The sequence below is a fragment of the Erwinia sp. 9145 genome, assembly GCF_000745075.1.
GTDB lineage: Bacteria > Pseudomonadota > Gammaproteobacteria > Enterobacterales > Enterobacteriaceae > Erwinia > Erwinia oleae.
This window is the reverse complement of sequence record NZ_JQNE01000001.1, coordinates 470911-494292: the sequence shown is the minus strand read 5'-3', so window position 1 is coordinate 494292 and position 23382 is coordinate 470911. Positions and strand designations below refer to the sequence as shown.

Annotated in this window: 19 protein-coding genes; 12 read left to right on the top strand and 7 right to left on the bottom strand. The window is 55.9% G+C overall.

Annotated features, from left to right (window positions below; all coding sequences use genetic code 11):
* The first annotated feature begins 37 nt into the window (after positions 1–37).
* Positions 38–2944, top strand: a complete 2907-nt coding sequence (gene rapA / locus FA91_RS02480; protein ID WP_034912216.1) for an RNA polymerase-associated protein RapA — start codon at positions 38–40, stop codon at positions 2942–2944.
* A gap of 41 nt (positions 2945–2985) precedes the next feature.
* Positions 2986–3639: a bifunctional tRNA pseudouridine(32) synthase/23S rRNA pseudouridine(746) synthase RluA gene (rluA, locus tag FA91_RS02475; RefSeq protein ID WP_034912215.1), complete on the top strand. Its 654-nt coding sequence runs from the start codon at positions 2986–2988 to the stop codon at positions 3637–3639.
* Between the two features lie 32 nt (positions 3640–3671).
* Here rluA and djlA read toward each other — a convergent pair whose 3' ends face one another.
* The gene (djlA, locus tag FA91_RS02470; protein WP_034912212.1) at positions 3672–4490 is read right to left on the bottom strand and encodes a co-chaperone DjlA; all 819 of its coding nucleotides are present in this window, start codon (positions 4488–4490) and stop codon (positions 3672–3674) included.
* Between the two features lie 157 nt (positions 4491–4647).
* Between djlA and lptD the strand changes: the two genes are divergently transcribed.
* The 6 genes from lptD to apaH are packed head-to-tail and all read left to right on the top strand — an operon-like array spanning position 4648 to position 11434.
* Positions 4648–7044 (top strand): LPS assembly protein LptD, encoded by a 2397-nt coding sequence (lptD, locus tag FA91_RS02465; protein WP_034912211.1) that lies wholly within the window; start codon positions 4648–4650, stop codon positions 7042–7044.
* 52 nt (positions 7045–7096) lie between these two features.
* A complete protein-coding gene (surA, locus tag FA91_RS02460; protein WP_034912209.1) occupies positions 7097–8392 on the top strand; it encodes a peptidylprolyl isomerase SurA in 1296 nt (431 codons plus the stop codon).
* Positions 8382–9368, top strand: a complete 987-nt coding sequence (gene pdxA / locus FA91_RS02455) for a 4-hydroxythreonine-4-phosphate dehydrogenase PdxA (RefSeq protein ID WP_034912207.1) — start codon at positions 8382–8384, stop codon at positions 9366–9368. The genes surA and pdxA overlap by 11 nt, the downstream gene beginning before the upstream one ends.
* A complete protein-coding gene (rsmA, locus tag FA91_RS02450; protein ID WP_034912204.1) occupies positions 9365–10186 on the top strand; it encodes a 16S rRNA (adenine(1518)-N(6)/adenine(1519)-N(6))-dimethyltransferase RsmA in 822 nt (273 codons plus the stop codon). The genes pdxA and rsmA overlap by 4 nt, the downstream gene beginning before the upstream one ends.
* Before the next feature lie 3 nt (positions 10187–10189).
* The gene (gene apaG / locus FA91_RS02445) at positions 10190–10567 is read left to right on the top strand and encodes a Co2+/Mg2+ efflux protein ApaG (protein ID WP_034912203.1); all 378 of its coding nucleotides are present in this window, start codon (positions 10190–10192) and stop codon (positions 10565–10567) included.
* A 36-nt stretch (positions 10568–10603) separates the two neighbouring features.
* The gene (apaH, locus tag FA91_RS02440; RefSeq protein ID WP_034912200.1) at positions 10604–11434 is read left to right on the top strand and encodes a bis(5'-nucleosyl)-tetraphosphatase (symmetrical) ApaH; all 831 of its coding nucleotides are present in this window, start codon (positions 10604–10606) and stop codon (positions 11432–11434) included.
* A gap of 29 nt (positions 11435–11463) precedes the next feature.
* Here apaH and folA read toward each other — a convergent pair whose 3' ends face one another.
* Positions 11464–11943 carry a type 3 dihydrofolate reductase gene (folA, locus tag FA91_RS02435; protein ID WP_034912199.1) on the bottom strand — a complete coding sequence of 160 codons (480 nt, stop codon included), beginning with the start codon at positions 11941–11943 and terminating at the stop codon, positions 11464–11466.
* A 175-nt stretch (positions 11944–12118) separates the two neighbouring features.
* Between folA and FA91_RS02430 the strand changes: the two genes are divergently transcribed.
* A complete protein-coding gene (locus tag FA91_RS02430; protein WP_034912198.1) occupies positions 12119–12733 on the top strand; it encodes a LysE family translocator in 615 nt (204 codons plus the stop codon).
* Positions 12734–12768: 35 nt separating this feature from the next.
* On the opposite strand, the gene FA91_RS02425 is transcribed toward FA91_RS02430, so the two are convergent.
* The 5 genes from FA91_RS02425 to FA91_RS02405 all read right to left on the bottom strand — a co-directional run bounded on the left by FA91_RS02425 (position 12769) and on the right by FA91_RS02405 (position 20498).
* Positions 12769–13506 (bottom strand): phosphatase PAP2 family protein, encoded by a 738-nt coding sequence (locus tag FA91_RS02425; RefSeq protein WP_034912197.1) that lies wholly within the window; start codon positions 13504–13506, stop codon positions 12769–12771.
* Positions 13507–13670: 164 nt separating this feature from the next.
* Entirely contained in the window at positions 13671–16895 is a 3225-nt protein-coding gene (gene carB / locus FA91_RS02420; RefSeq protein ID WP_034912196.1) for a carbamoyl-phosphate synthase large subunit, read from the bottom strand.
* 14 nt (positions 16896–16909) lie between these two features.
* Positions 16910–18082: a glutamine-hydrolyzing carbamoyl-phosphate synthase small subunit gene (carA, locus tag FA91_RS02415; RefSeq protein WP_197060475.1), complete on the bottom strand. Its 1173-nt coding sequence runs from the start codon at positions 18080–18082 to the stop codon at positions 16910–16912.
* Between the two features lie 407 nt (positions 18083–18489).
* On the bottom strand, positions 18490–19311 hold the full coding sequence (dapB, locus tag FA91_RS02410) for a 4-hydroxy-tetrahydrodipicolinate reductase (RefSeq protein WP_034912190.1): 822 nt from the start codon (positions 19309–19311) through the stop codon (positions 18490–18492).
* A gap of 173 nt (positions 19312–19484) precedes the next feature.
* Positions 19485–20498 carry a LacI family DNA-binding transcriptional regulator gene (locus tag FA91_RS02405; protein WP_034912189.1) on the bottom strand — a complete coding sequence of 338 codons (1014 nt, stop codon included), beginning with the start codon at positions 20496–20498 and terminating at the stop codon, positions 19485–19487.
* Between the two features lie 196 nt (positions 20499–20694).
* Here FA91_RS02405 and FA91_RS02400 point away from each other — a divergent pair, with 196 nt between their 5' ends.
* The 3 genes from FA91_RS02400 to FA91_RS02390 are packed head-to-tail and all read left to right on the top strand — an operon-like array spanning position 20695 to position 23381.
* Complete coding sequence (locus tag FA91_RS02400; RefSeq protein ID WP_034912186.1) at positions 20695–22446, top strand: class I mannose-6-phosphate isomerase; 1752 nt, start codon at positions 20695–20697, stop codon at positions 22444–22446.
* Positions 22447–22448: 2 nt separating this feature from the next.
* A complete protein-coding gene (locus FA91_RS02395) occupies positions 22449–22877 on the top strand; it encodes a PTS fructose transporter subunit IIA (protein WP_034912185.1) in 429 nt (142 codons plus the stop codon).
* 9 nt (positions 22878–22886) lie between these two features.
* Positions 22887–23381, top strand: coding sequence for a PTS sugar transporter subunit IIB (locus tag FA91_RS02390; RefSeq protein WP_034912184.1), 495 nt, complete (start codon positions 22887–22889; stop codon positions 23379–23381).
* Position 23382: the final 1 nt, after the last annotated feature.

Sequence of the window (23382 nt, the reverse complement as noted above, 5' to 3'; positions counted from 1 at the left end):
ATCTGAAATCATCTTACGAGAATCGAGCCGAATATTTATGCCTTTTACACTTGGTCAACGCTGGATAAGCGATACGGAAAGCGAACTGGGATTGGGAACTGTCGTCACGGTAGAACCGCGCATGGTGACGCTGCTTTTTCCTGCCACCGGTGAAAACCGTCATTACGCCAGAAGCGATTCTCCCGTAACCCGCGTGATATTTAATCCGGGCGATACCGTCACCAGCCATGAAGGCTGGCAGTTAGTCGTCGATGAGGTGGTAACGGAAAACGATCTGGTCACCTACGTGGGTACGCGACTGGATACCGCTGAACCGGGCGTGTCGCTGCGCGAAGTGATGCTGGACAGCAAGCTTGCGTTCAGCAAACCGCAGGATCGGCTGTTCGCCGGTCAGCTCGATCGCATGGATCGCTTCGCCCTGCGCTTTCGCGCACGTAAATATCACAGCGAGCAGTATCGCCTGTCGGTAAGCGGCCTGCGCGGGATGCGCACCAGCCTGATCCCGCATCAGTTGCATATCGCGCATGACGTCGGGCGCCGCCATGCGCCACGCGTGCTGCTGGCGGACGAAGTCGGCCTGGGGAAAACCATCGAAGCCGGCATGATCATTCACCAGCAATTGCTGGCAGGCCGCGCCGAGCGCGTGCTGATCGTCGTACCCGAAACGCTCCAGCACCAGTGGCTGGTCGAGATGCTGCGTCGCTTTAACCTGCGCTTCGCCCTGTTTGACGACGAGCGCTACGCGCAGGCCGAACTGGACAGCGACAACGCCTTCGAAACTGAACAACTGATTATCTGCTCGCTGGATTTCGTGCGCCGCAGCAAGCCGCGCCTGGAAAAGCTGGCCGATGCCTGCTGGGACCTGATGGTGGTTGATGAAGCGCATCACCTCGCCTGGGAAGAGGGCAAGCCAGGTCGTGAATATCAGGTTATTGAGCAGCTTGCCGCGCAGATCCCCGGCGTGCTGCTGCTCACCGCCACGCCGGAACAGTTAGGTATGGAGAGCCATTTTGCGCGTCTGCGACTGCTGGACCCGGATCGCTTCCACGACTTTGCCGCTTTTGTTGAGGAGCAGCAGCACTTCCGCCCGATTGCCGATGCGGTGGCGATGCTGCTGGCCGATAAATCCATCAGCCAGCAGGAGATGAATCTGCTTAACGATCTGATGGGTGAAGAGGATATTGAGCCACTGCTGCAAACGGCCAACGGCGACGGCGCGGGCAAGCACGAAGCGCGTCAGGCGTTGATTAGCATGCTGACGGATCGTCACGGCACCAGCCGCGTGCTGTTTCGCAACACGCGCAACGGCGTGAAGGGTTTCCCGCATCGCGAACTCCATCAGATCCGTCTGCCGCTGCCGACGCAGTACCAAACCGCCATTAAAGTCTCCGGGATCATGAGCAGCCGTAAAAGCGTTGATGAGCGCGCCCGCGACATGCTCTATCCCGAACAGATTTATCAGGCATTTGAAGGCGACAGCGGCACCTGGTGGAACTTTGATCCGCGCGTTGAGTGGCTGATGGGCTTTCTCACCAGCCACCGTGACCAGAAAGTGCTGGTGATCTGCGCCAAAGCCGATACCGCCCTTCAGCTTGAGCAGGTACTGCGCGAGCGCGAAGGCATCCGTGCGGCGGTGTTCCATGAAGGCTTGTCCATTATCGAACGCGACCGCGCCGCCGCCTGGTTTGCGTCAGAAGAGGATGGCGCGCAGGTGCTGCTCTGTTCTGAAATCGGCTCTGAAGGGCGTAACTTCCAGTTCGCCAGCCAGATGGTGATGTTCGACCTGCCTGCCAACCCGGATCTGCTGGAGCAGCGCATCGGCCGCCTGGATCGTATTGGTCAGGTTCATGATATTCAGATCCACGTTCCTTATCTGGAAAAAACGGCGCAGTCGGTGCTGATCCGCTGGTATCACGAAGGGCTGGACGCTTTCGAACACACCTGTCCGACCGGCCGCGCCATTTACGATCGGGTACAGCCGCAGCTGGTCTCATTCCTCGCCGCACCGGAAAATACCGAAGGGCTGGATGCATTCATCGACGAATGCCGTAAAGAGCACGCGGCCCTGAAAGCGCAGCTTGAACAGGGACGCGATCGCCTGCTGGAGCTGCACTCCAACGGCGGCGAAAAAGCGCAGGCGCTGGCGGACGTCATCAGCGAGCAGGATAATAATATTGAGCTGGTTAACTTTGCGCTTAACCTGTTCGATATTGTCGGCATCAATCAGGAAGATCGCAGCGATAATCTGATCGTACTCACGCCGGGCGATCACATGCTGGTGCCGGACTTTCCGGGCCTGCCGGAGGATGGCTGCACCATCACCTTCGATCGCGCCCAGGCGCTTTCACGGGAAGATGCGCAGTATGTGACCTGGGAGCATCCGATCATTCGTAACGGACTGGATCTGATCCTCTCCGGCGATACCGGAAGCTGCGCGCTTTCGCTGCTGAAAAATAAGGCGCTGCCGGTCGGCACGCTGCTGCTGGAGCTGATTTACGTGGTGGAAGCGCAGGCGCCGCGCCATCTTCAGCTCACGCGCTTCCTGCCGCCCACGCCGATCAGAATGCTGGTCGATCGTCAGGGAACCAACCTGGCGGGCAAGGTTGAGTTTGAAAGCTTTAACCGTCAGCTCAATGCGGTCAATCGCCATAACGGCAGCAAGCTGGTCAATGCGGTGCAACAGGATGTGCATGCGATCCTGACGCTGGCAGAAGATCAGGCGGCGGCCGAGGCGCGCAACGTCATTGATGCCGCGCGTCAGGAGGCCGATGAGAAGCTCAGCGCGGAACTGTCGCGCCTTTCTGCGCTCAGTGCCGTCAATCCGAACATTCGTCAGGATGAGATCGACGCGCTGGAGAGCAATCGCGAACAGGTGTTGTCCGCGCTTAACGATGCGGGCTGGCGTCTTGACGCGCTGCGCCTGATCGTCGTTACGCATCAGTAACTTCGCAAGGGCGGCGCAATCCGCCCTTTACAGGCAAAGAAATGGAACCCTATAACCCACCGCAAGAGCCCTGGCTGCACATCCTCTATCAGGACAGCGCAATCATGGTGGTGAATAAGCCAGGCGGACTGCTCTCCGTGCCGGGCCGTCTGGCAGAGCACAAGGACAGCGTGATGACGCGTATTCAGCGCGATTTTCCCACGGCGGAGTCGGTGCATCGTCTGGATATGGCGACCAGCGGCGTTCTCGTGGTGGCGCTGAACAAGGCCGCCGAGCGCGAGCTGAAGCGACAGTTTCGCGAGCGGGAGCCGCAGAAAACCTACATCGCCCGCGTCTGGGGACATCCGGCGCAGGAGAAAGGCCTGGTGGATTTACCGCTGATTTGCGACTGGCCGAACCGGCCAAAGCAGAAGGTCTGTTTTGACACCGGAAAACCGGCACAAACGCTCTATCAGGTGCTGGAATATGAGAAGGACAACTGCGCGCGCATGCAGCTTAAGCCCATCACCGGACGCTCCCATCAGCTACGCGTGCATATGCAGGCGCTGGGGCATCCGATTTTAGGCGATAACTTTTACGCTGACGACGCCGCACGGCTGATGGCGCCCCGTTTACAGCTTCATGCAGAGACGCTGACCATCACCCATCCGCTGTATAAAACGCCGATGACCTTTCGCCAACCGGCGGACTTTTAGCGTATTGAACCGGGAGCAGACCGCTCCCGAGGTTACTTAAAGCCTTTTTCGCGCTTGATCAGGTCGTAAGCCGCCTGGATCTCCTGCGCCTTTTCCTTCGCCATCTCCATCATTTGCGGCGGCAGCCCTTTGGCCACCAGTTTGTCGGGATGGTGCTCGCTCATCAGCTTGCGGTAGGCGCGTTTAATGGTGGCGGCGTCGTCGCTGCGTTTTACGCCGAGCACGCTGCATGCGGCTTCCAGCGTCGGCCCGCGCTGCCGGCCCGGGTTAAAGCCGCCTGACTGCTGGTAGCTGTGCCCGCCGCCAAACTGCTGACCGCCTTCCATCATTTTCAGAAACTGGTCGAACTGTAGGCGAGATATACCCAACTCTTCTGCGATCACGTAGAGCACCTGACGCTCGTTGGGATGAAGCGAGCCGTCGGCGAACGCCGCCTGAATCTGAATTTCCAGAAACATACGGATCAGATCGAAACGACCAAAGCAGGCGCTGCGCAGTTCGCGGAGTCTTTCGCGCAGCGGATAGCCGCTCTCTTTGCCTTCGCGAAAGGCGCGCTGTGCGGCAGTTCTGGCTTCGCCGTGCAGCTGCATTCTGTCCATCAGCAGCGACGCCATCTGTATGTCGGCGTCGGTCACCCGCCCTTTTGACTTGGTCAGATGGCCCATCACCTGAAAGGTGGTGCTGAAGAACAGCGTTTGACGCGTTTGCTGATTGGCGAAGTAGCCCTGCCCTTTTATCGCGCGCGCTTTATCAAACAGATGACCAATCAGCAGGCCGAAGGCCACTCCCCAAAAGCCGGCGCCGCTTAACAAACCCAGCACAAGGCCAATTACTTTTCCCCAATAGCGCATATACTCCTCAATTCGCCATGCTCCCGGCTGAAAATTGCATTATCATACCTGTCATTTCGCCACGAGCCTAACGGCAACGCGTCTGTAAATTGTAAGATGAAGGGCATAGCACTAGCGCAACGCAGTTGAGTACGTTAGTCTCTGACCGTTTGTCGGCATGATGCCAGCTATCACGGAATTTTCGATACCGCGTATGAAAAAAAGACTACCTACTTTGCTGGCCACGCTTATCGGTTCAGCGCTCTACAGCCAGCAGGGTCTGGCCGACGATCTCGCCTCGCAGTGTATGCTGGGCGTGCCCAGCTATAATCGTCCGCTGATTGAGGGCAAGAATACCAACGATCTGCCGGTAACGATTAATGCCGACCAGGCGAAGGGTAACTATCCCGATAACGCGGTATTCAGCGGTAACGTCGATATTCAGCAGGGCAACAGCCGCATGCTCTCTGACGAAGTGCAGCTTCATCAGAAGCAGCAGCCCGGAGAGGCCACGCCGGTTCGGACCGTTGATGCGTTAGGAAATGTACATTACGACGATAATCAGGTCATCCTGAAAGGTCCGAAAGCCTGGTCGAACCTGAATACCAAAGACACCAACGTCTGGGACGGTTCTTACCAGATGGTGGGTCGCCAGGGCCGCGGCACCGGCGATCAGATGAAGCAGCGCGGACAAAATCGCTACACCATTCTTGAAAACGGAACGTTCACGTCTTGTCTGCCCGGCGATAACAGCTGGAGCGTGGCGGGAACCGAGGTGATTGAGGATCGTGAAGAGCAGGTTGCTGAAATCTGGAACGCTCGCTTTAAAATCGGCGCAGTGCCGGTGCTCTACAGCCCCTATTTGCAGTTGCCGATCGGCGACCGCCGCCGTTCAGGTTTTCTGATCCCGAACGCCAAATATGGCAGTTCCAACGGGTTTGAATTCATTCTGCCCTATTACTGGAACATTGCGCCGCAGGCCGATGCCACTATCACGCCGCACTATATGAGCAAGCGCGGCTTACAATGGCAGAATGAGTTCCGCTACCTGACTAAAGCGGGCGCGGGGCTGATGGAGTTCGACTACCTGCCGACCGACGATCAGTTCAACAAAGACGCTGATGCGCGCAACATTTCCGATGAGAAAGATTCGAATCGCTGGCTGTTCTTCTGGAAGCATTCCGGCGTCTACGAGCAGAACTGGCGCTTCGACGTCGATTACACCAAGGTCAGCGATCCTTACTACTTCACCGATCTGGATTCGACCTACGGTAACTCGACTGACGGCTACGTCACGCAGAAATTCAGCGTGGGTTACGCCGAAAAGAACTGGGATGCGACCTTATCAACCAAGCAGTTCCAGATCTTCTCAACCAATGCCAATAATGACGTTTACCGTGCCGAGCCGCAGTTAGATTACAACTATTATCAGAACGACGTCGGGCCGTTTGATACGCATCTCTATGCGCAGGCGGTCAAATTCACTAACGTGAACGACGACTATCCTGACGCGACGCGCCTGCACGTTGAACCCACGATTAATCTGCCGCTCTCTAACGGCTGGGGCAGCCTGAATACGGAAGCGAAACTGCTGGCGACGCACTATCAGCAGGAGAATATTGAGTACTACAACGACAATGTCGACACCACTAAAGTTAACCAGCTGAAAAGCACCGTTAACCGCACCATGCCGCAGTTTAAAATGGATGGCAAAATGGTGTTCGATCGTAATATGGACTGGTCGCCGGGCTATACGCAGACGCTGGAACCGCGTATGCAGTACCTCTATATTCCCTATCGCGATCAGAGCGACATTCGCGCCTACGACTCCACGCTGCTGCAAAGTGATTACACCGGCCTGTTCCGCGACCGTACCTACAGCGGTCTTGATCGTATTGCCTCCGCCAACCAGTTAACCAGCGGCGTGACCACGCGAATTTTTGATAACGATCTGGTTGAACGTTTTAACGCTTCTATAGGTCAAATCTACTCGTTCACGCCTTCCCGTACCGGCCTGTCGACGGCAGACAACGACGACCGTGGCAGCCTGGTGTGGGCAGGCGACACTTACTGGAAGATCAGCGATCGCTGGGGGGCGCGCGGCGGCGTTCAGTACGATACGCGCCTTGATGATGTTTCGCAGGGCAATGCCGTACTGGAGTACCGTCGCGACGCCGACCGCATGGTACAGCTGAACTATCGCTATACCAGCCCGGAGTACATTGAGCAAACCTTAAGTCAGGTCAGAAACCCCGGCTATCAGCAGGGGATTTCACAGGTAGGCACCACGGCCAGCTGGCCGATTGCCGACGCCTGGTCAGTAGTAGGCGCATGGTATTACGATACCAAAGCGAAACAACCGGCCGACCAGCTGCTTGGCGTGCAATACAGCTCCTGCTGTTACGCGATTCGTCTCGGCTACGAGCGGAAGATCACCAGTTGGGAAAACGACAGCAGTAAGTATGACAATAAAATCTCATTCAACATTGAGCTACGGGGTCTGAGTCCTTCGTACAGTTTGGGCACGGGTGAAATGCTTCGTCAGGGTATCCTGCCGTACCAGCGCTCTTTCTGATGTTGTTCGATAGTATGCAAACCCGCAGTGCGGATAGAAGAATGGAAAAGGTATGAAGAACTGGAGAATGCTGATCCTTGGTGCAGCGCTGACAGCCAGCACCGCGTTTGCAGCCCCGCAGGTTGTTGATAAAGTTGCCGCCGTCGTGAATAACGGCGTGGTTCTGGAAAGTGACGTTGACGGCATGATGCAGTCAGTGAAAGGGCAGGCCCAGCAGGCGGGTCAGCAGTTACCGGATGACAAAACGCTGCGCCACCAGATCGTTGAACGCCTGGTCATGGACAATATTTTGTTGCAAATGGCCAAACAGGGCGGCATGCAAATTTCCGATGCCCAGCTCGATCAGGCCATTGGCAATATTGCCGCGCAGAACAAGATGAGCATGGATCAGCTGCGTAGCCGTCTGGCTTATGACGGCATGAACTACGCCACCTACCGCGAGCAGATCCGCAAAGAGATGACCATTGCCGAAGTGCGCAATAACGAAGTGCGCCGCCGCGTGACCATTCTGCCGCAGGAGGTGGATTCGCTGGCGAAACAGGTCGCCTCGCAGAACGATGCAGGCACCGAGTTGAACCTGAGTCATATTTTGCTGCCGCTGCCGGAAAACCCGTCTCAACAACAGGTTGACGATCAGGAAACGCTGGCGAAGCAGTTAGTCAGCGAAAGCAAAGGCGGCGCCGATTTCGGCAAGCTGGCCATCACCTACTCTTCCGATCCGCAGGCCTTAAAAGGCGGCAACATGGGCTGGGGTCGCATTCAGGAACTGCCATCGCTGTTTGCTCAGGCGCTGTCGACGGCGAAAAAAGGCGACATTATCGGCCCGATTCGTTCTGGCGTTGGCTTTCATATTTTAAAAGTTAACGACATGCGCGGTGATAAGCAGAGCATCTCCGTGACCGAAGTTCATGCCCGTCATATCCTGCTGAAGCCATCGCCGGTGCTGACCGACGATCAGGCGCGCCAGAAGCTGCAACAGATTGCTGCGGATATTAACAGCCGCAAAACCACCTTCGCTGAAGCGGCGAAACAGCTTTCTCAGGATCCGGGTTCCGCGAATCAGGGCGGCGATCTGGGCTGGAGTTCACCGGAAATCTACGATCCTGCGTTCCGCGACGCGCTGCTGCGCCTGAATAAAGGCCAGATGAGCGCGCCGGTTCACTCCTCGTTCGGCTGGCATCTGATTCAGTTAATGGACACGCGTAAGGTCGATAAGACCGATGCCGCGCAGAAAGAGCGCGCCTATCGTCTGTTGTTTAACCGCAAATTTGCGGAAGAGGCCCAGACCTGGATGCAGGAACAGCGTGCATCGGCCTACGTGAAGATTCTGGATACGAATGCGCAGTAACGCACGTGTTGTGATCACGCCCGGCGAACCCGCCGGGATCGGGCCCGATCTCACCGTTCAACTTGCCCAGCGCGCCTGGCCCGTTGAGCTGGTCATTTGCGGCGATCCGGTGGTACTGCGACAGCGTGCGCAGGCGTTGGGGCTTCCCCTTACGCTGCGCGATTACCAGCCCGGCGTGGCGGCACAGCCGCAGGCGGCCGGAACGCTCACCGTGTTGTCGGTACCCGTCCAACAGCCGGTCAGGCCAGGTGAACTCTGCGTGGCGAATGGTCATTACGTGCTCGACACGCTGGCTCGCGCCTGCGATGGCTGCCTGAACGGCGAGTTCGCTGCGCTGATCACCGGCCCGGTTCATAAGGGCGTCATCAACGACGCCGGTATCCCCTTCAGCGGCCACACTGAGTTTTTCGCCGAGCGCGCCGGTCGGGCGCGCGTGGTGATGATGCTGGCGACCGAAGAGCTGCGCGTCGCGCTCGCCACCACGCATCTTCCGCTGAAAGACGTCTCTGCCGCGATCACTCGCGAAAGCCTGCTCGAAACGATTGGCATTCTTCATGCCGATCTGCAAAGTAAATTCGGCATCGCGTCGCCGCATATTTTTGTTTGCGGGCTGAATCCGCACGCGGGAGAAAGCGGACATTTGGGCCGCGAAGAGATTGACGTGATCAACCCGGCGCTGAGCGAACTGCGCAACAGCGGCATGTTACTGACCGGCCCGCTGCCGGCCGACACGCTGTTTCAACCCAAGTATCTGCAACAGGCCGATGCGGTGTTGGCGATGTACCACGATCAGGGCCTGCCGGTATTAAAATATCAGGGGTTTGGACGGGCGGTGAATATCACCCTCGGCCTGCCTTTTATCCGCACCTCCGTCGATCACGGCACCGCTCTTGAGCTGGCTGGCCTTGGCAGCGCTGATGCGGGCAGCTTTACTACGGCGCTTAACCTCGCCATCACCATGATTGAATGTCAATGAATAATCGCGTCCATCAGGGCCACTTCGCCCGCAAGCGTTTCGGCCAGAACTTCCTTAACGATCCGTACATTATCGACAGTATTGTCTCCGCCATTCACCCGCAGCCAGGCGAAGCCGTTGTCGAAATCGGTCCCGGCCTGGGCGCGTTGACCGAACCGGTCGGCGAACGTCTTGAACGCATGACGGTGATTGAGCTGGATCGCGATTTGGCCGCACGTCTGCAAACGCATCCGTTTCTCGGCCCCAAACTGACGATTTTCCAGCAGGATGCCATGACCTTTGACTTTGCCGCCTATGCACGCGAGCAGGGTCAGGCGCTGCGCGTATTCGGCAACCTGCCGTATAACATCTCCACGCCGTTGATGTTCCACCTTTTCAGCTATACTGATGCGATCCGCGACATGCATTTTATGCTGCAAAAAGAGGTGGTGAATCGGCTGGTTGCCGGGCCGGGCAGTAAAGCGTATGGGCGCCTGTCGGTGATGGCGCAGTACTATTGCCAGATAATTCCGGTACTCGAAGTGCCGCCGGCCTCCTTCACGCCCGCGCCTAAAGTCGATTCCGCGGTGGTTCGCCTGGTACCCTACGCCAGTTTGCCGTATCCCGTAGAGGATATCCGCACCCTGAGCCGGATTACCACGGAAGCCTTCGGCAAGCGTCGTAAAACGCTGCGTAACAGCCTTGGTCACCTGTTTACTACCGAGGTTCTGGAAGAGATGAATATCGATCCGATTTTACGCGCTGAGAATATCTCGGTGGCACAGTATTGCCAGCTGGCAAACTGGCTGATTGCGCATCCTCAGCCGCAGGAGAACTGATTCATGACCGACACGCCCAGGGTTTGTGTTCACGTGCAGAGCGTCTGGATACCTTCGCAGTCTTCCCCGGAAGAGGACCGCTACGTTTTCGCTTACACCATTACCATTCGCAACCTTGGGCAGTCCGCCGTACAGCTGCTCAGCCGCTACTGGTTGATTACTAACGGCAACGGTCGTGAAACGGAAGTTCAGGGTGAAGGCGTGATTGGCGAGCAGCCGCACATTGCGGCGGGTAACGAGTTCCAGTATACCAGCGGTGCGGTACTTGAAACGCCAATGGGCACCATGCAGGGCCACTACGAGATGATTGATCAACAGGGCACCACGTTCCAGGTTGAGATCCCGGTATTCAGGCTGGCCATTCCCAGTAAAATTCACTAAAGCCTGTTCACAGGCGTCTTGTCGCAGGCAGACTTAATGAGTACGTATTTAATTGGCGACATCCACGGTTGCTACGACGAACTTCAGTCTTTACTTCAGCAGGTTGATTTCAATCCCACTCAGGACACGCTCTGGCTGACAGGCGATCTGGTCGCGCGCGGCCCCGGTTCGCTTGAGGTACTGCGGTTTGTGCGCTCGCTGGGCGAGTGTGTTCGCCTGGTCCTGGGTAACCACGATTTGCATTTGCTGGCCGTTTTCGCCGGCATCAGTCGTAACAAGCCAAAAGACCGCCTTTCAGTGCTGCTGGAGGCAGACGATGCCGATGAACTGATTAACTGGCTACGCCGTCAGCCGCTGCTTCAGGTTGATGAAGAAAAGAAGCTGGTGATGGCGCACGCCGGGATCACGCCGCAGTGGGATCTGGAATCGGCAAAGATCTGCGCGAAAGAGGTGGAGGCGGTGCTTTCCAGCGATACCTATCCGCTGTTTCTCAATGCCATGTATGGCGATATGCCGAATAACTGGACGCCTGAACTGACCGGACTCGCGCGGCTGCGCTTCAGCACCAACGCGCTGACCAGAATGCGCTTCTGCTTCCCCAATGGTCAGTTGGATATGATCTGCAAGGACTCGCCGGAATCCGCGCCGCCGCCGCTGAAGCCGTGGTTCGCCATTCCCGGCCCGGTGTCAAAAGAGTACACCATTATTTTTGGTCACTGGGCATCGCTGGAGGGCAAAGGCACGCCCGAGGGCATCATCGGTCTGGATACCGGCTGCTGCTGGGGCGGAACGCTGACCATGCTGCGCTGGGAAGACAAGCGCCTCTTCGTGCAGCCTTCTAACCGCGAGCGCGCGCTGGAAGAGTAGCAGCGGGCGGAGACAGTTCCGCCCTTCTGCTAACGGCGGTCGAGGATCTCAAAGCAGTAGCTGTGGCTGTTTTTCTCGTCAGCGTCGTGGAACTCGCTAAAAGTTGACTGCCATTGATCCGGCTCGTAGTCCGGGAAGGTGGTATCGCCTTCCACTTCCACGTCAATATGCGTCAGATAGAGCCGGTTGGCGCGGGGTAAAAGCTGCTCATAAATCCGGCCGCCGCCAATGATCATGATCTCCTCCGCATCACCGGCTGCCAGCAGCGCATCGTCGATGGAACTCACCCAGGTTACGCCTTCCGCTTCGCCTGTCTGGCTACTGATCACGATATTGAGGCGTCCGGGCAAAGGACGGCCAATTGATTCCCATGTCCGGCGTCCCATAATCACAGGCTTACCCAGCGTGTTACGTTTAAACCACGCCAGGTCGGCTGGAAGATGCCAGGGCATAGCGTTCTCCATGCCAATCACGCGATCGGCTGCGATAGCCGCAATAAAGCTAATCATTCATTAACACTCAACAGGCGATAAAATTCGCGCCATCATACGTAAAGGCGAAACTTTCGTCGATAGCTAAACCGGACGTTTTACACAAAGTTAAAAAGGCTGATTTTTTCCATCCACCGCACATCATTCATCATCCATGCTAAGATCCGTCTTTCGATTTAACGCAGATGTGACCATGTTAGAAACCAGCTTATTTATTGCCACGATTGCCACGCTGGGGATGCTCTCCCCCGGCCCGGATTTTTTTCTGATTATCAAAAATGCGGCGCGCTATCGTCGCAGCGCGGCGCTGGTCACTTCGCTGGGCGTCATCTGTGGCGTCATCACCCATATGACCTACTGCGTGGCTGGCCTGGCGGTGGTGATCACCACCACGCCGTGGCTGTTCATGCTGCTTAAATATGCCGGCGCAGCGTATCTGATTTACGTCGGCGCGATGGCCCTGCTCTCACGCGGAGGCGGCAAGATGGATCTCAGCGGCGTGAAGGCGGAGTCAACCTCTTATAAGAAAGCGTTTATGCAGGGCTATCTGTGTAACCTGCTGAATCCTAAAGCGACGCTTTTTTTTCTGTCGATGTTTACTCAGGTGCTTAACGTCCATTCCGGCTTTGGGGAAAAACTGTGGTACGCAGGCATTATTATTGCCCTCTCCTGCCTGTGGTGGCCGCTGCTGGTGATATTGATTCAGAGCGCGCCGGTGCGTCGCGGACTGGCGAAAGCGCAAAAGCTGGTTGATAAGCTGCTCGGCGGCGTGCTGATCGCGCTGGGCATAAAAGTCGCGCTGTCATAGAAGCAAAAAACCTGCCGCGGCAGGTTTTTTTACTATCAGGAGGCGTTACCGCGTTTGAATTCGTCTTTCGCCTTTTGTAACTGCTCGTTGAAAGCGGGTTCCGCATGCAGGCGCGCCACGATAGCCGACGCCACAACGCGCGCCGCCGTCACGTCGCTTTGCCAGTGATAGCCGCAGATCACCCGGCTTTGCCCCATTTCGTAGCCGCGTTTGAAAATTTCCGCCTGGCGGCCAGGATTTATTTCTGCCAGTACCAGCGCCGTGGCCCAGCCAATGGTGGTGTGACCTGACGGATAAGAGCCATTTTTAGACAGGCTGCTCTCTTCGTCGGAGCGGCAGGTTGGCTCATTGTAGAAGGCAAAAGGCCGGATGCGCATGTAATGTTCTTTTGCGCCGCGCGTCGCCAGATCCCCTGCATCTTCACGCATTTTCATCACCAGCCGATAGATTTCCGGGGTTTTCTCTTTGCTGATCGCCATGCCAAACGCGTCGGATAACGCTTCCGCTACGCCATCACCGGCAACGTGGGCATCCTTCCATGCCTGCTTGCCGCGCGGCGTATTCCTGAGCATTTTGCCCACGTCATACTGTGCTTTATCATTCTGGAAATCGATGCTGTCCATTGCCGGCGGCGGCGGCAGTAGCGCCAGGCTGTCAATGCTCTGGGATTCTTTTAGAAAATAGACGTCGGGTTTTGTGGTGACGTCTTTTGCCGCAAAGGCAAGCTGGGTGGTGAAAGCGCAGATCAGTGAGGTTAACAGGATTTTTTTCATAAGGGTTCCAGCATAGGCATTAAAAGTGAGACATCAGTATCACTTTCAATACTAAGGAAACCCGCTGGCGCTTGCTATTAACACTGTCACAAAACTGACATAGTTGTAACAAGAAATGTTTTATTTCCTGAAAAAAACCCCGCCGAAGCGGGGCCAGTCACACATTACCGCTGTATCTGCGCGTGCATCTCCTGCACCGAAATCACCTGTTCCGTTGGATCTGCATTGAGCGACATCGCCGTGGCAAAGCCGCCGTTCAGCGTGGTGTCATAGTGCACTTTGTACTGAAGCGCGCTGCGGCGGATCAGCTTTGAATCTTCAATGGCCTGGCGTCCCGCCGTAGTATTGACGATATAGGCATACTCTCCGTTCTTCAGGCGATCCTGAATATGCGGGCGGCCTTCATGCACTTTGTTCACCAGGCGCGGATTGATGCCCGCCTCGCCCAGCACCACGGCCGTACCGTGGGTGGCGTCAAGTTCAAAGCCCAGTTTTTGCAGCTTTGCCGCCAGGTCAACAATACGCTTTTTGTCTTCCTGGCGAACCGACAGCAGCGCGCGTCCGCTTTTCTTCATGTTGCTTTGCGCGCCCAGCATCGCCTTAGAGAACGCCTCAGCGAAGGTGCGTCCCACGCCCATCACCTCACCGGTTGAGCGCATTTCCGGGCCGAGAATCGGATCAACGCCCTGGAATTTGTTGAACGGCAGCACCACTTCCTTCACCGAATAGTAGGGCGGAATAACTTCTTCAGTCACGCCCTGCTCCGCCAGTGATTTACCGGCCATCACGCGCGCGGCCACTTTCGCCAGCGGCACGCCGGTGGCTTTGGAGACGAACGGCACGGTACGCGCCGCGCGTGGGTTAACCTCAATCAGGTAAACCTCGTTATCCTTCACGGCAAACTGCACGTTCATCAGGCCGCGAACGCAGAGCTCAAAGGCCAGTTTTTCCACCTGCTGACGCATGACGTTCTGAATGTCAGCGCTCAGCGTATAGGCAGGCAGAGAACAGGCCGAGTCGCCGGAGTGCACGCCCGCCTGCTCGATATGCTCCATAATGCCGCCAATCAACACGCGTTCGCCGTCGCAGATGGCGTCAACGTCCACTTCCACCGCGTCATCCAGGAAGCGATCCAGCAGCACCGGCGCATCGTTGGAAACCGACACCGCCGTCTGGAAGTAGCGTTTCAGATCGACCTCATCGTAAACGATCTCCATCGCGCGGCCGCCGAGCACGTAGGAAGGGCGCACCACCAACGGATAGCCAATCAGCAGGGCTTTCTCAATCGCCTGCTCCGTAGTGGTGACGGTGGCGTTAGCGGGCTGTTTGAGACCGAGGCGATCCACCGCCTGCTGGAAACGTTCGCGGTCTTCCGCGCGGTCAATGGCATCCGGGCTGGTGCCGATAATCGGTACGCCAGCGGCTTCGAGATCGCGCGCCAGCTTCAGCGGCGTCTGGCCGCCGTACTGCACGATGACGCCTTTCGGCTGCTCAATGCGCACGATTTCCAGCACGTCTTCCAGCGTTACCGGCTCAAAGTAGAGGCGGTCGGAGGTGTCATAATCGGTGGAAACGGTTTCGGGGTTACAGTTAACCATTATCGTTTCAAAACCGTCTTCGCTCAGCGCCAGCGCGGCGTGCACGCAGCAGTAGTCAAACTCAATACCCTGGCCGATACGGTTTGGCCCGCCGCCCAGCACCATGATTTTTTCACGATCCTGGTTGGGGTTCGCCTCGCACTCTTCTTCATAAGTGGAGTACATGTAGGCGGTGTCGGTAGAGAATTCGGCGGCGCAGGTATCAACGCGCTTGTAAACGGGATGCAGATTGTACTGCTCACGCAATTTGCGTACTTCCGCCTCGGCAACGCCCGCCAGCGTGGAGAGTCGCGCATCGGCAAAGCCTTTACGCTTCAGATCCCGCAGGAAGTCTTTCGTCAGGCCATTAATGCCTTCGCGGCTTACGCGCTCTTCCAGGCGCACCAGCTCTTCAATCTGCACCAGGAACCAGCGGTCAACGTTGGTCAGGTTGAACACGCCGTCAACGGACATGCCCGCGCGGAAAGCATCAGCGATATACCAGATGCGATCGCAGCCCGCGTCCTTCAACTCCCGGCGGATATGGGTCAGCGACTCGGCATCGTTGTGGTCAACCTTCGGATCAAAGCCTGCGGCGCCCACTTCAAGCCCGCGCAGCGCTTTCTGCATCGACTCCTGGAAGGTGCGGCCAATCGCCATCACTTCTCCGACCGACTTCATCTGCGTCGTCAGGCGGTCATTGGCACCCGCAAATTTTTCAAAATTGAAGCGTGGAATTTTGGTCACGACGTAGTCGATAGAAGGTTCGAACGATGCCGGAGTCCGGCCACCGGTGATATCATTCATCAACTCGTCAAGCGTGTAGCCCACGGCCAACTTGGCGGCGATTTTCGCAATAGGGAAGCCGGTCGCCTTTGACGCCAGCGCCGACGAGCGCGATACGCGCGGGTTCATCTCGATGATGATTAAGCGGCCGTTTTCCGGATTGACCGAGAACTGCACGTTCGATCCGCCGGTTTCCACGCCGATTTCACGCAGCACCGCCATCGAGGCGTTACGCATGATTTGATACTCTTTATCGGTCAGCGTCTGCGCAGGCGCCACGGTAATGGAGTCGCCGGTATGGATGCCCATCGCGTCAAAGTTTTCGATGGAGCAGACAATAATGCAATTATCATTTTTGTCGCGCACCACTTCCATTTCATACTCTTTCCAGCCAATCAGCGACTCGTCAATCAGCAGCTCATTGGTTGGTGAGAGATCCAGGCCACGCTCGCAAATCTCTTCAAATTCTTCACGGTTATAGGCGATACCGCCGCCGGTGCCGCCCATGGTGAAAGAGGGGCGAATAATACACGGGAAACCAACGTCAGCGGCCACCGCCAGCGCCTCTTCCATGGTGTGTGCGATACCGGAACGCGCCGTTTCCAGACCAATTTTCTTCATGGCTTTATCGAAGCGCTGGCGATCTTCCGCTTTATCAATGGCGTCTGCCGTCGCGCCGATCATCGTGACGCCAAACTCGGCAAGCACGCCCTGCCGCTCCAGCTCCAGCGCACAGTTCAGCGCCGTCTGGCCGCCCATGGTTGGCAATACCGCGTCAGGACGCTCTTTTTCAATGATTTTACGCACCACTTCCCAGTGTATTGGCTCGATGTAAGTTGCGTCGGCCATATCGGGATCGGTCATGATGGTGGCGGGATTGGAGTTAACCAGAATGACGCGATAACCCTCTTCGCGCAGCGCTTTACACGCCTGGGCGCCCGAATAGTCAAACTCGCAGGCCTGGCCGATCACAATGGGGCCAGCGCCAAGGATCAGGATACTTTTTATGTCGGTACGTTTTGGCATTTTCTCGCTCCTGATTATTTCGCGGTTGAACGGTAAGCTTCGATCAGTTCGATAAAGTGATCGAACAGCGGTGCGGCATCGTGCGGGCCGGGGCTGGCTTCCGGGTGTCCCTGAAAACTGAAGGCGGCTTTATCGGTACGATGAATACCCTGCACCGTGTGGTCGAACAGCGACGTATGGGTAATGCGCAGGTTTGCCGGCAAATTTGACTCATCCACTGCGAAGCCGTGGTTTTGTGCGGTAATCATCACGGTATTGTTATCGTGATCTTTAACCGGATGGTTGCCGCCGTGATGGCCCAGCTTCATTTTGACGGTCTTCGCGCCGCTGGCCAGCGCCAGCAGTTGATGCCCCAGACAGATACCAAAAACTGGAATATCGGTTTCAAGAAGGGTTTTGATCGCCGTAATAGCGTAATCGCACGGCTCAGGATCGCCGGGGCCATTTGCCAGGAAAACGCCATCGGGATTCATCTTCAGCACGTCGGCGGCAGGCGTCTGCGCCGGAACAACGGTCAAACGGCAGCCGCGATCGACCAGCATGCGCAAAATATTGCGCTTCACGCCGTAATCATAAGCCACCACGTGGAACGGCAGCGCCGCCTCATCGGCAGAGGCGGGCAGGCCCGCCAGCGTCCAGCTCCCCTGTTGCCAGCGGTAGGTTTCACGCGTGGAAACTTCTTTTGCCAGATCCATGCCCTTTAAGCCAGGAAATGCCTGTGCCTGTTGCAGCGCCAGCGCGGCATCCGGCGCGTCACCGGCGATAATGCAGCCATTTTGCGCGCCTTTTTCCCGCAGCAGGCGGGTCAGCTTACGCGTATCGATATCGGCGATAGCCACAACGTTATTACGCTTGAGGTAGTCCGAGAGCCCCTCTTCATTGCGGAAGTTGCTGGCAATCAGCGGTAAATCGCGGATAACGAGGCCCTGCGCATGAACTCTGGAAGATTCTTCATCAGCGGCGTTGGTGCCGACGTTACCAATATGGGGATAAGTGAGAGTGACAATCTGGCGGGAATAGGAAGGATCAGTGAGGATTTCTTGATAACCGGTCATTGACGTGTTGAAAACGACTTCCCCCACTGCCGTCCCCGTTGCCCCGATGGCCCGACCGTGGAATTGGGTTCCGTCTTCCAGAACCAATAGCGCTGACTTAATCAAAACGTCCTCCTGAGAATAAACAGTCACATTATTTGCATATTAATTCAGGTGAGAGCCTGAAATCAACGCAAAAACCGCCTGAATCTCGATTTTTGGCAAATTGCGCGCATTCTAATGATCACCTCTGTCGTTGTCCAGCCTGCGCAGCGTTTTTTCTCTGTTTTTTAGCAGGCCCGGCGGATTATGCTCAGATTACCGCTGAAAGAGGCAGAATACCTACGGATAAAATCGATTGCGCGAGAAAAAGAGTGTGATAGTGGTATAAAACAGACAAAAAGAGGAGGAACGGCCCGACCAGCAGGGCTGACAAAGAAAAAAACCAGTAAAAAAGAGGATTAATACCGCCCTGAAAATAAAATAGCAATAGAACAGGTTTTATAAAATTTTAAGGCTACAACCTGTTGTAGCCTCAGCGGGTTACAAAAAAATAAAACCTATAAATCATCCAGATTAAGCACATCTTTCATATCATAAAGTCCTTTTTCTGACGCTAAAACCCACTCCGCTGCACGAACGGCGCCTTTCGCAAAAGTCATTCGGCTTGACGCTTTATGCGTTATCTCAACCCGCTCGCCAATATCGGCAAACATGGCGGTATGTTCGCCAATGATATCGCCCGCTCTGACGGTGGCAAAACCGATGGTGCCCGCCGCCCGCTCGCCGGTGTGCCCTTCTCGCGCGTACACGGCGTGCTCATTTAACGTCCAGTCCATCGCACCGGCAATGGCTTCTCCCATTGCCAGGGCGGTGCCTGACGGCGCATCAACTTTGTGGCGATGATGCGCTTCAACAATTTCAATATCCGCATAGTCGCCCATTACTTTGGCGGTTTTTTCCAGCAGCTTCAGTACCAGATTAACGCCTACGCTGAAATTGGCAGCGAATACGATGCCGATCTCTTCAGCGGCTGCTTTTATGGCGGCTTTACCCGCCTCATCAAAACCGGTAGTGCCAATCACCATCGCTTTGCGGTGCTGGCGACAGAAAGAGAGGTAGTCCAGCGTGGCTTCAGGTCGGGTGAAGTCAATCAGTACGTCAAAGTCCGATGCGACCGCAGGCAGATTATCAACGATACGAACGCCACACGCACCGCTGCCTGCCAGTTCACCCGCATCCGCGCCGACAAGCGACGAGCCACGTTTTACCACCGCTGCGCCAAGCCCGACGCCTTTCGTCTCTGCCACTGCCTGTAACAGCTGACGCCCCATCCGGCCGTCTGCGCCCACGATGGCAATGCGAATTGTTTTATCATTCATGATATATCCCTGAGTTGATTCTCCAGCCACCTACTGCGAGAAGAATAAAGGCAATCCCTAATGAAAACATTTAACGCGCCTTTAAAGCCAGCGGAAAAGCGCGACCATTAATATTTACCATCAAATCCACCCTGCTATTAACAGGATGGATTAACGCTTTTATTGCTCAGGGACTATACCTGACCAAAACCACATGACTCGCGTACCACTAACGCAGGCGGCAAAATAATACGTTTTGGCGGCTCGTCATTACCCTGAATGCGGCTGTAAAGCAGCTCACCCGCCTTACGACCAATCTCCTTTGCCGCGACGGAGATGGTTGTCAGCGCAGGCTGAACCAGCGACGCTTCGGTAATATCATCAAAGCCGATTAGCCCGAAATCTTTGCCGGGCGCTCGCCCCAGCTTACGCAGCGTCTGCATAACGCCCAGCGCCACAATATCCTGATAACAGACGGCAGCGGTAATCTGTGGAAAGCGACGGAACAGGTCTTCAGAGACGCGAGCGCCGTCACTTTGCGACGCCTGCGACGGCACAATCCAGTCAGCGACTGGCGCGATATGCTGCTCCAGAAGCCGGCTTGTATAGCCACCAATACGCTGTGCCCGACTGGTTGATCCCTCACTGCCGCCAATAAAAGCGATGTGACGATGGCCAAGACGCAGCAAATGCCGGGTGGCAAGCTGGGCGCCGAGAAAATTGTCGGTGCCGACAAAATCAAAATCCACATCATCCAGCGGCCGTACCACCATAATGACAGGAATGTTATGTCGCTTCAGCGTGTCGAAAAAGAGCGGAGAAGTGCCTCGCGCGGCGCAAAGCAACATGCCGCAGGCGTTATTACGCATCAGTGAATCAACAAATTTTTGCTGACGCTGGCCGGACTCTTCGCTGTTTGCCAGAAACAGCAGCAGATTGTGGCGCTCCATTTCATGACTCAGAGCTGCCGTCATTTCGCTATAAAAAGGATTAGTAATATCGTGCAACAGCAGCCCAACCTGATTACTGCTGCGGTTCCGCAAGTTTGCGGCCGTCTGGTTGTAGACATATCCCATCTCTTTCAGCACGGCCAGCACGCGTTGTCGTGTGGCGGCAGAAATACGTCCCTGATTCCGCAGTACCATTGACACCGTTGCGGATGAAACACCCGCCCTTTCTGCTACTTGTGCAAGCGTTACGGAAGTCATTTCTTCTCCTTTTCATTTACCCGGACTTAAGGTTAATCGAATAACTTAATCGCCACTTTTTTTCCATAAAAAACCTCAACCCCATCAAATGAGCTGAAAATAATCACTGAAATTAGGTGGTTAATGCGATTAACCACTCTTTTCAAAAGAGGTTAATCGATTAATCTTACCCGCAGAATACAATAAGGAGCCTGTGATGAAAAATAGTGCTTATGACAAATATCCGGAAGTCCGTATTAAAGGGTTTAATCATCATGCCTGCCGGGGCTGGTCAGCCACCAGACAGCGTTTACGTGACCAGCTTGCACAATGTTCAGCAAAAAGGGTGCTGGTTATCGATTGCTATCCCGGCGTTCGCCTTGATGAAATAGTGACGCAGCTTATCGCGCATCTTGATCCGGTGCTGATAATCAACGTTGAAGAGGCGCGTAAGGACGAAACGTCCCTGAGTGAATTGCTGGCATTTAACCTGACCGACGATCGGGTTTTTGGCCTGCTTTCCTGTCACCAGCTCACCGATTTCTTCTCCACTATGACGCTGGCGCAGCTTCAACGAAAGGCGGAGGCGGTGCAGGACGGCCTGGTGGTGATATATGGCTCAGGTGCCGCGCTCGTCCATTCGGGCGACGTGCTGGTTTATGCCGATCTGGCGCGCTGGGAGATTCAGCAGCGATTCCGACGCGGTGAACTGGGCAACTGGGGCGCTGACAACATCCATGAAGATCTCCTGCGTCGCTACAAGCGCGCTTTCTTTATCGAGTGGCGCGTGTTTGACCGTTACAAAACACCGCTGCTTCGGCGCACCGACTTTCTGCTTGATACAAACCAGCAGAACGATCCCGCATTAATTACCGGCGAAGCGTTACGTGAGGCGCTACGGCAAACTGCGCGGCACCCATTTCGGGTGGTGCCCTTCTTCGATCCCGGCGTCTGGGGAGGCCAGTGGATGAAGAACCAGTTCGATCTCGATCCCTCGGCGCCTAATTACGCATGGTGTTTTGACTGTGTACCCGAGGAGAACAGCCTTTTTTTGCGTGTCGGCGACGTACGCATCGAGATCCCCTCCCAGGACCTGGTGCTGCTTTATCCCCGCCCGCTGTTGGGTGAAAAGGTTCACGGTCGTTTTGGCGCAGAGTTCCCCATCCGTTTTGATTTTCTCGACACTATCGGCGGCCAGAACCTGAGTCTTCAGGTTCATCCGCTGACCAACTATATCCAGCAAAATTTCGGCATGCACTACACACAGGATGAAAGCTACTACCTGCTGGAGGCAGAACCGCACGCTGAGGTCTTTCTCGGTACCAAAACCGGCATCGATCCGCAGGCAATGCTGGATGACCTGGCATGTGCGCAGCGCGGTGAAAAAGCGTTTGATGATGAAAAATTTATTAATCGCTTTCCGGCACGCAAACACGATCACTTCCTCATCCCGGCAGGGACGGTGCACTGCTCCGGCCAGGGCGCGGTGGTGCTGGAGATCAGCGCGACGCCCTATATTTTCACCTTCAAACTTTGGGACTGGGGAAGAGTGGGACTGGACGGCCTGCCGCGTCCCGTGCATCTGGAGCATGGCGCACAGGTTATCGACTGGCAGCGGGATAGCGAGTGGGTCAGCGAGCATCTGATAAACCGTGTCGAGCAGATCGCCGAAGGCGATGGCTGGCGGGAAGAACGTACCGGCCTGCACGCACGCGAATTTATTGAAACCCGCCGACACTGGTTCACTAAACCGGTCACGCACCATACCTGCGGCGGCGTCAATGTCCTCAATTTAGTCGAGGGCAGCGAGGCGCTGGTCGAGAGTCCGGAAAACGCCTTTGAGCCTTTTGTCGTCCACTATGCCGAAACCTTTATTGTTCCGGCTGCGGTGGGCGAATACCGCATTTCACCTTATGGCAGCAGTGCAGGAAAGCAACTCGCTACCATGAAAGCCTGGGTCAGGGGGTAACAATGATAAATGTGATTCTCACTACGCACGGCCCGCTGGCTGAGGCGCTGTTAGCCAGCGCGCGAATGGTTTATGGCGAACTGCCGCACGTTTTTCCGGTCACGCTTGGCGAAACAAAAGACATCAATGATTTTCGGGATGAGTTTACCGCCGTGCTGCGCCAGGCCGGTCAGGGAACCGATGGCGTGTTGGTGCTTTGCGATCTTCAGAACGGCACGCCATGGAATATCGCCTGTCATCATGCTTTCAATACTGATACTTCGCCGCCCGTAGCGGTACTGAGCGGCGTTAATTTTCCTATGCTGCTGGAAAGCGACGATCTGAAATCAATGACGAACGTTGAACAGGCTGCCGCACAGCTGTTATCGCTGGCGAAAGAAGCGACCGTACAGGCGCGACCGGTTGAAACCACGCAATCTGACGACTTTTAAGAGGTCACTATGAGTATTTCTTTTGTACGCATCGACGACCGTGTGATCCACGGACAACTGGTTACCCGCTGGGCCAAAGAGCTGCCGTGCGATGGCATTATTGCGATTGATGATGGCGTCGCCGCCGATCCGCTGCTCTCATCCGTCATGAAAGGTGCGATGCAGGACATCAAAATCTGGCTGTTCGATACCGCGACGGCGATTGAAAAGCTGCCCAAAATTATCGCCAGCGAGAAACGCTACTTCGTGATTGGCAAATCGCCGCTTACCCTGAAGCGTATTGAGGAAGCGGGCATCAGCCTGCAAAACATGAATAAAAAAATTAACGTCGGGCCCATGAGCGCTCGCGCCAGCACAACCACTATCGGCCCTAACCAGGCCGTCACGGCAGACGAGGCGACGGCATTCGACTATCTGGCGCAGCGCGGACATCAGATTGAGTTTCGTCTGGTGCCTGACGCCGGTAGCTACCGCTGGCAGGATGCCCGGCAAAAAATAAAATAAG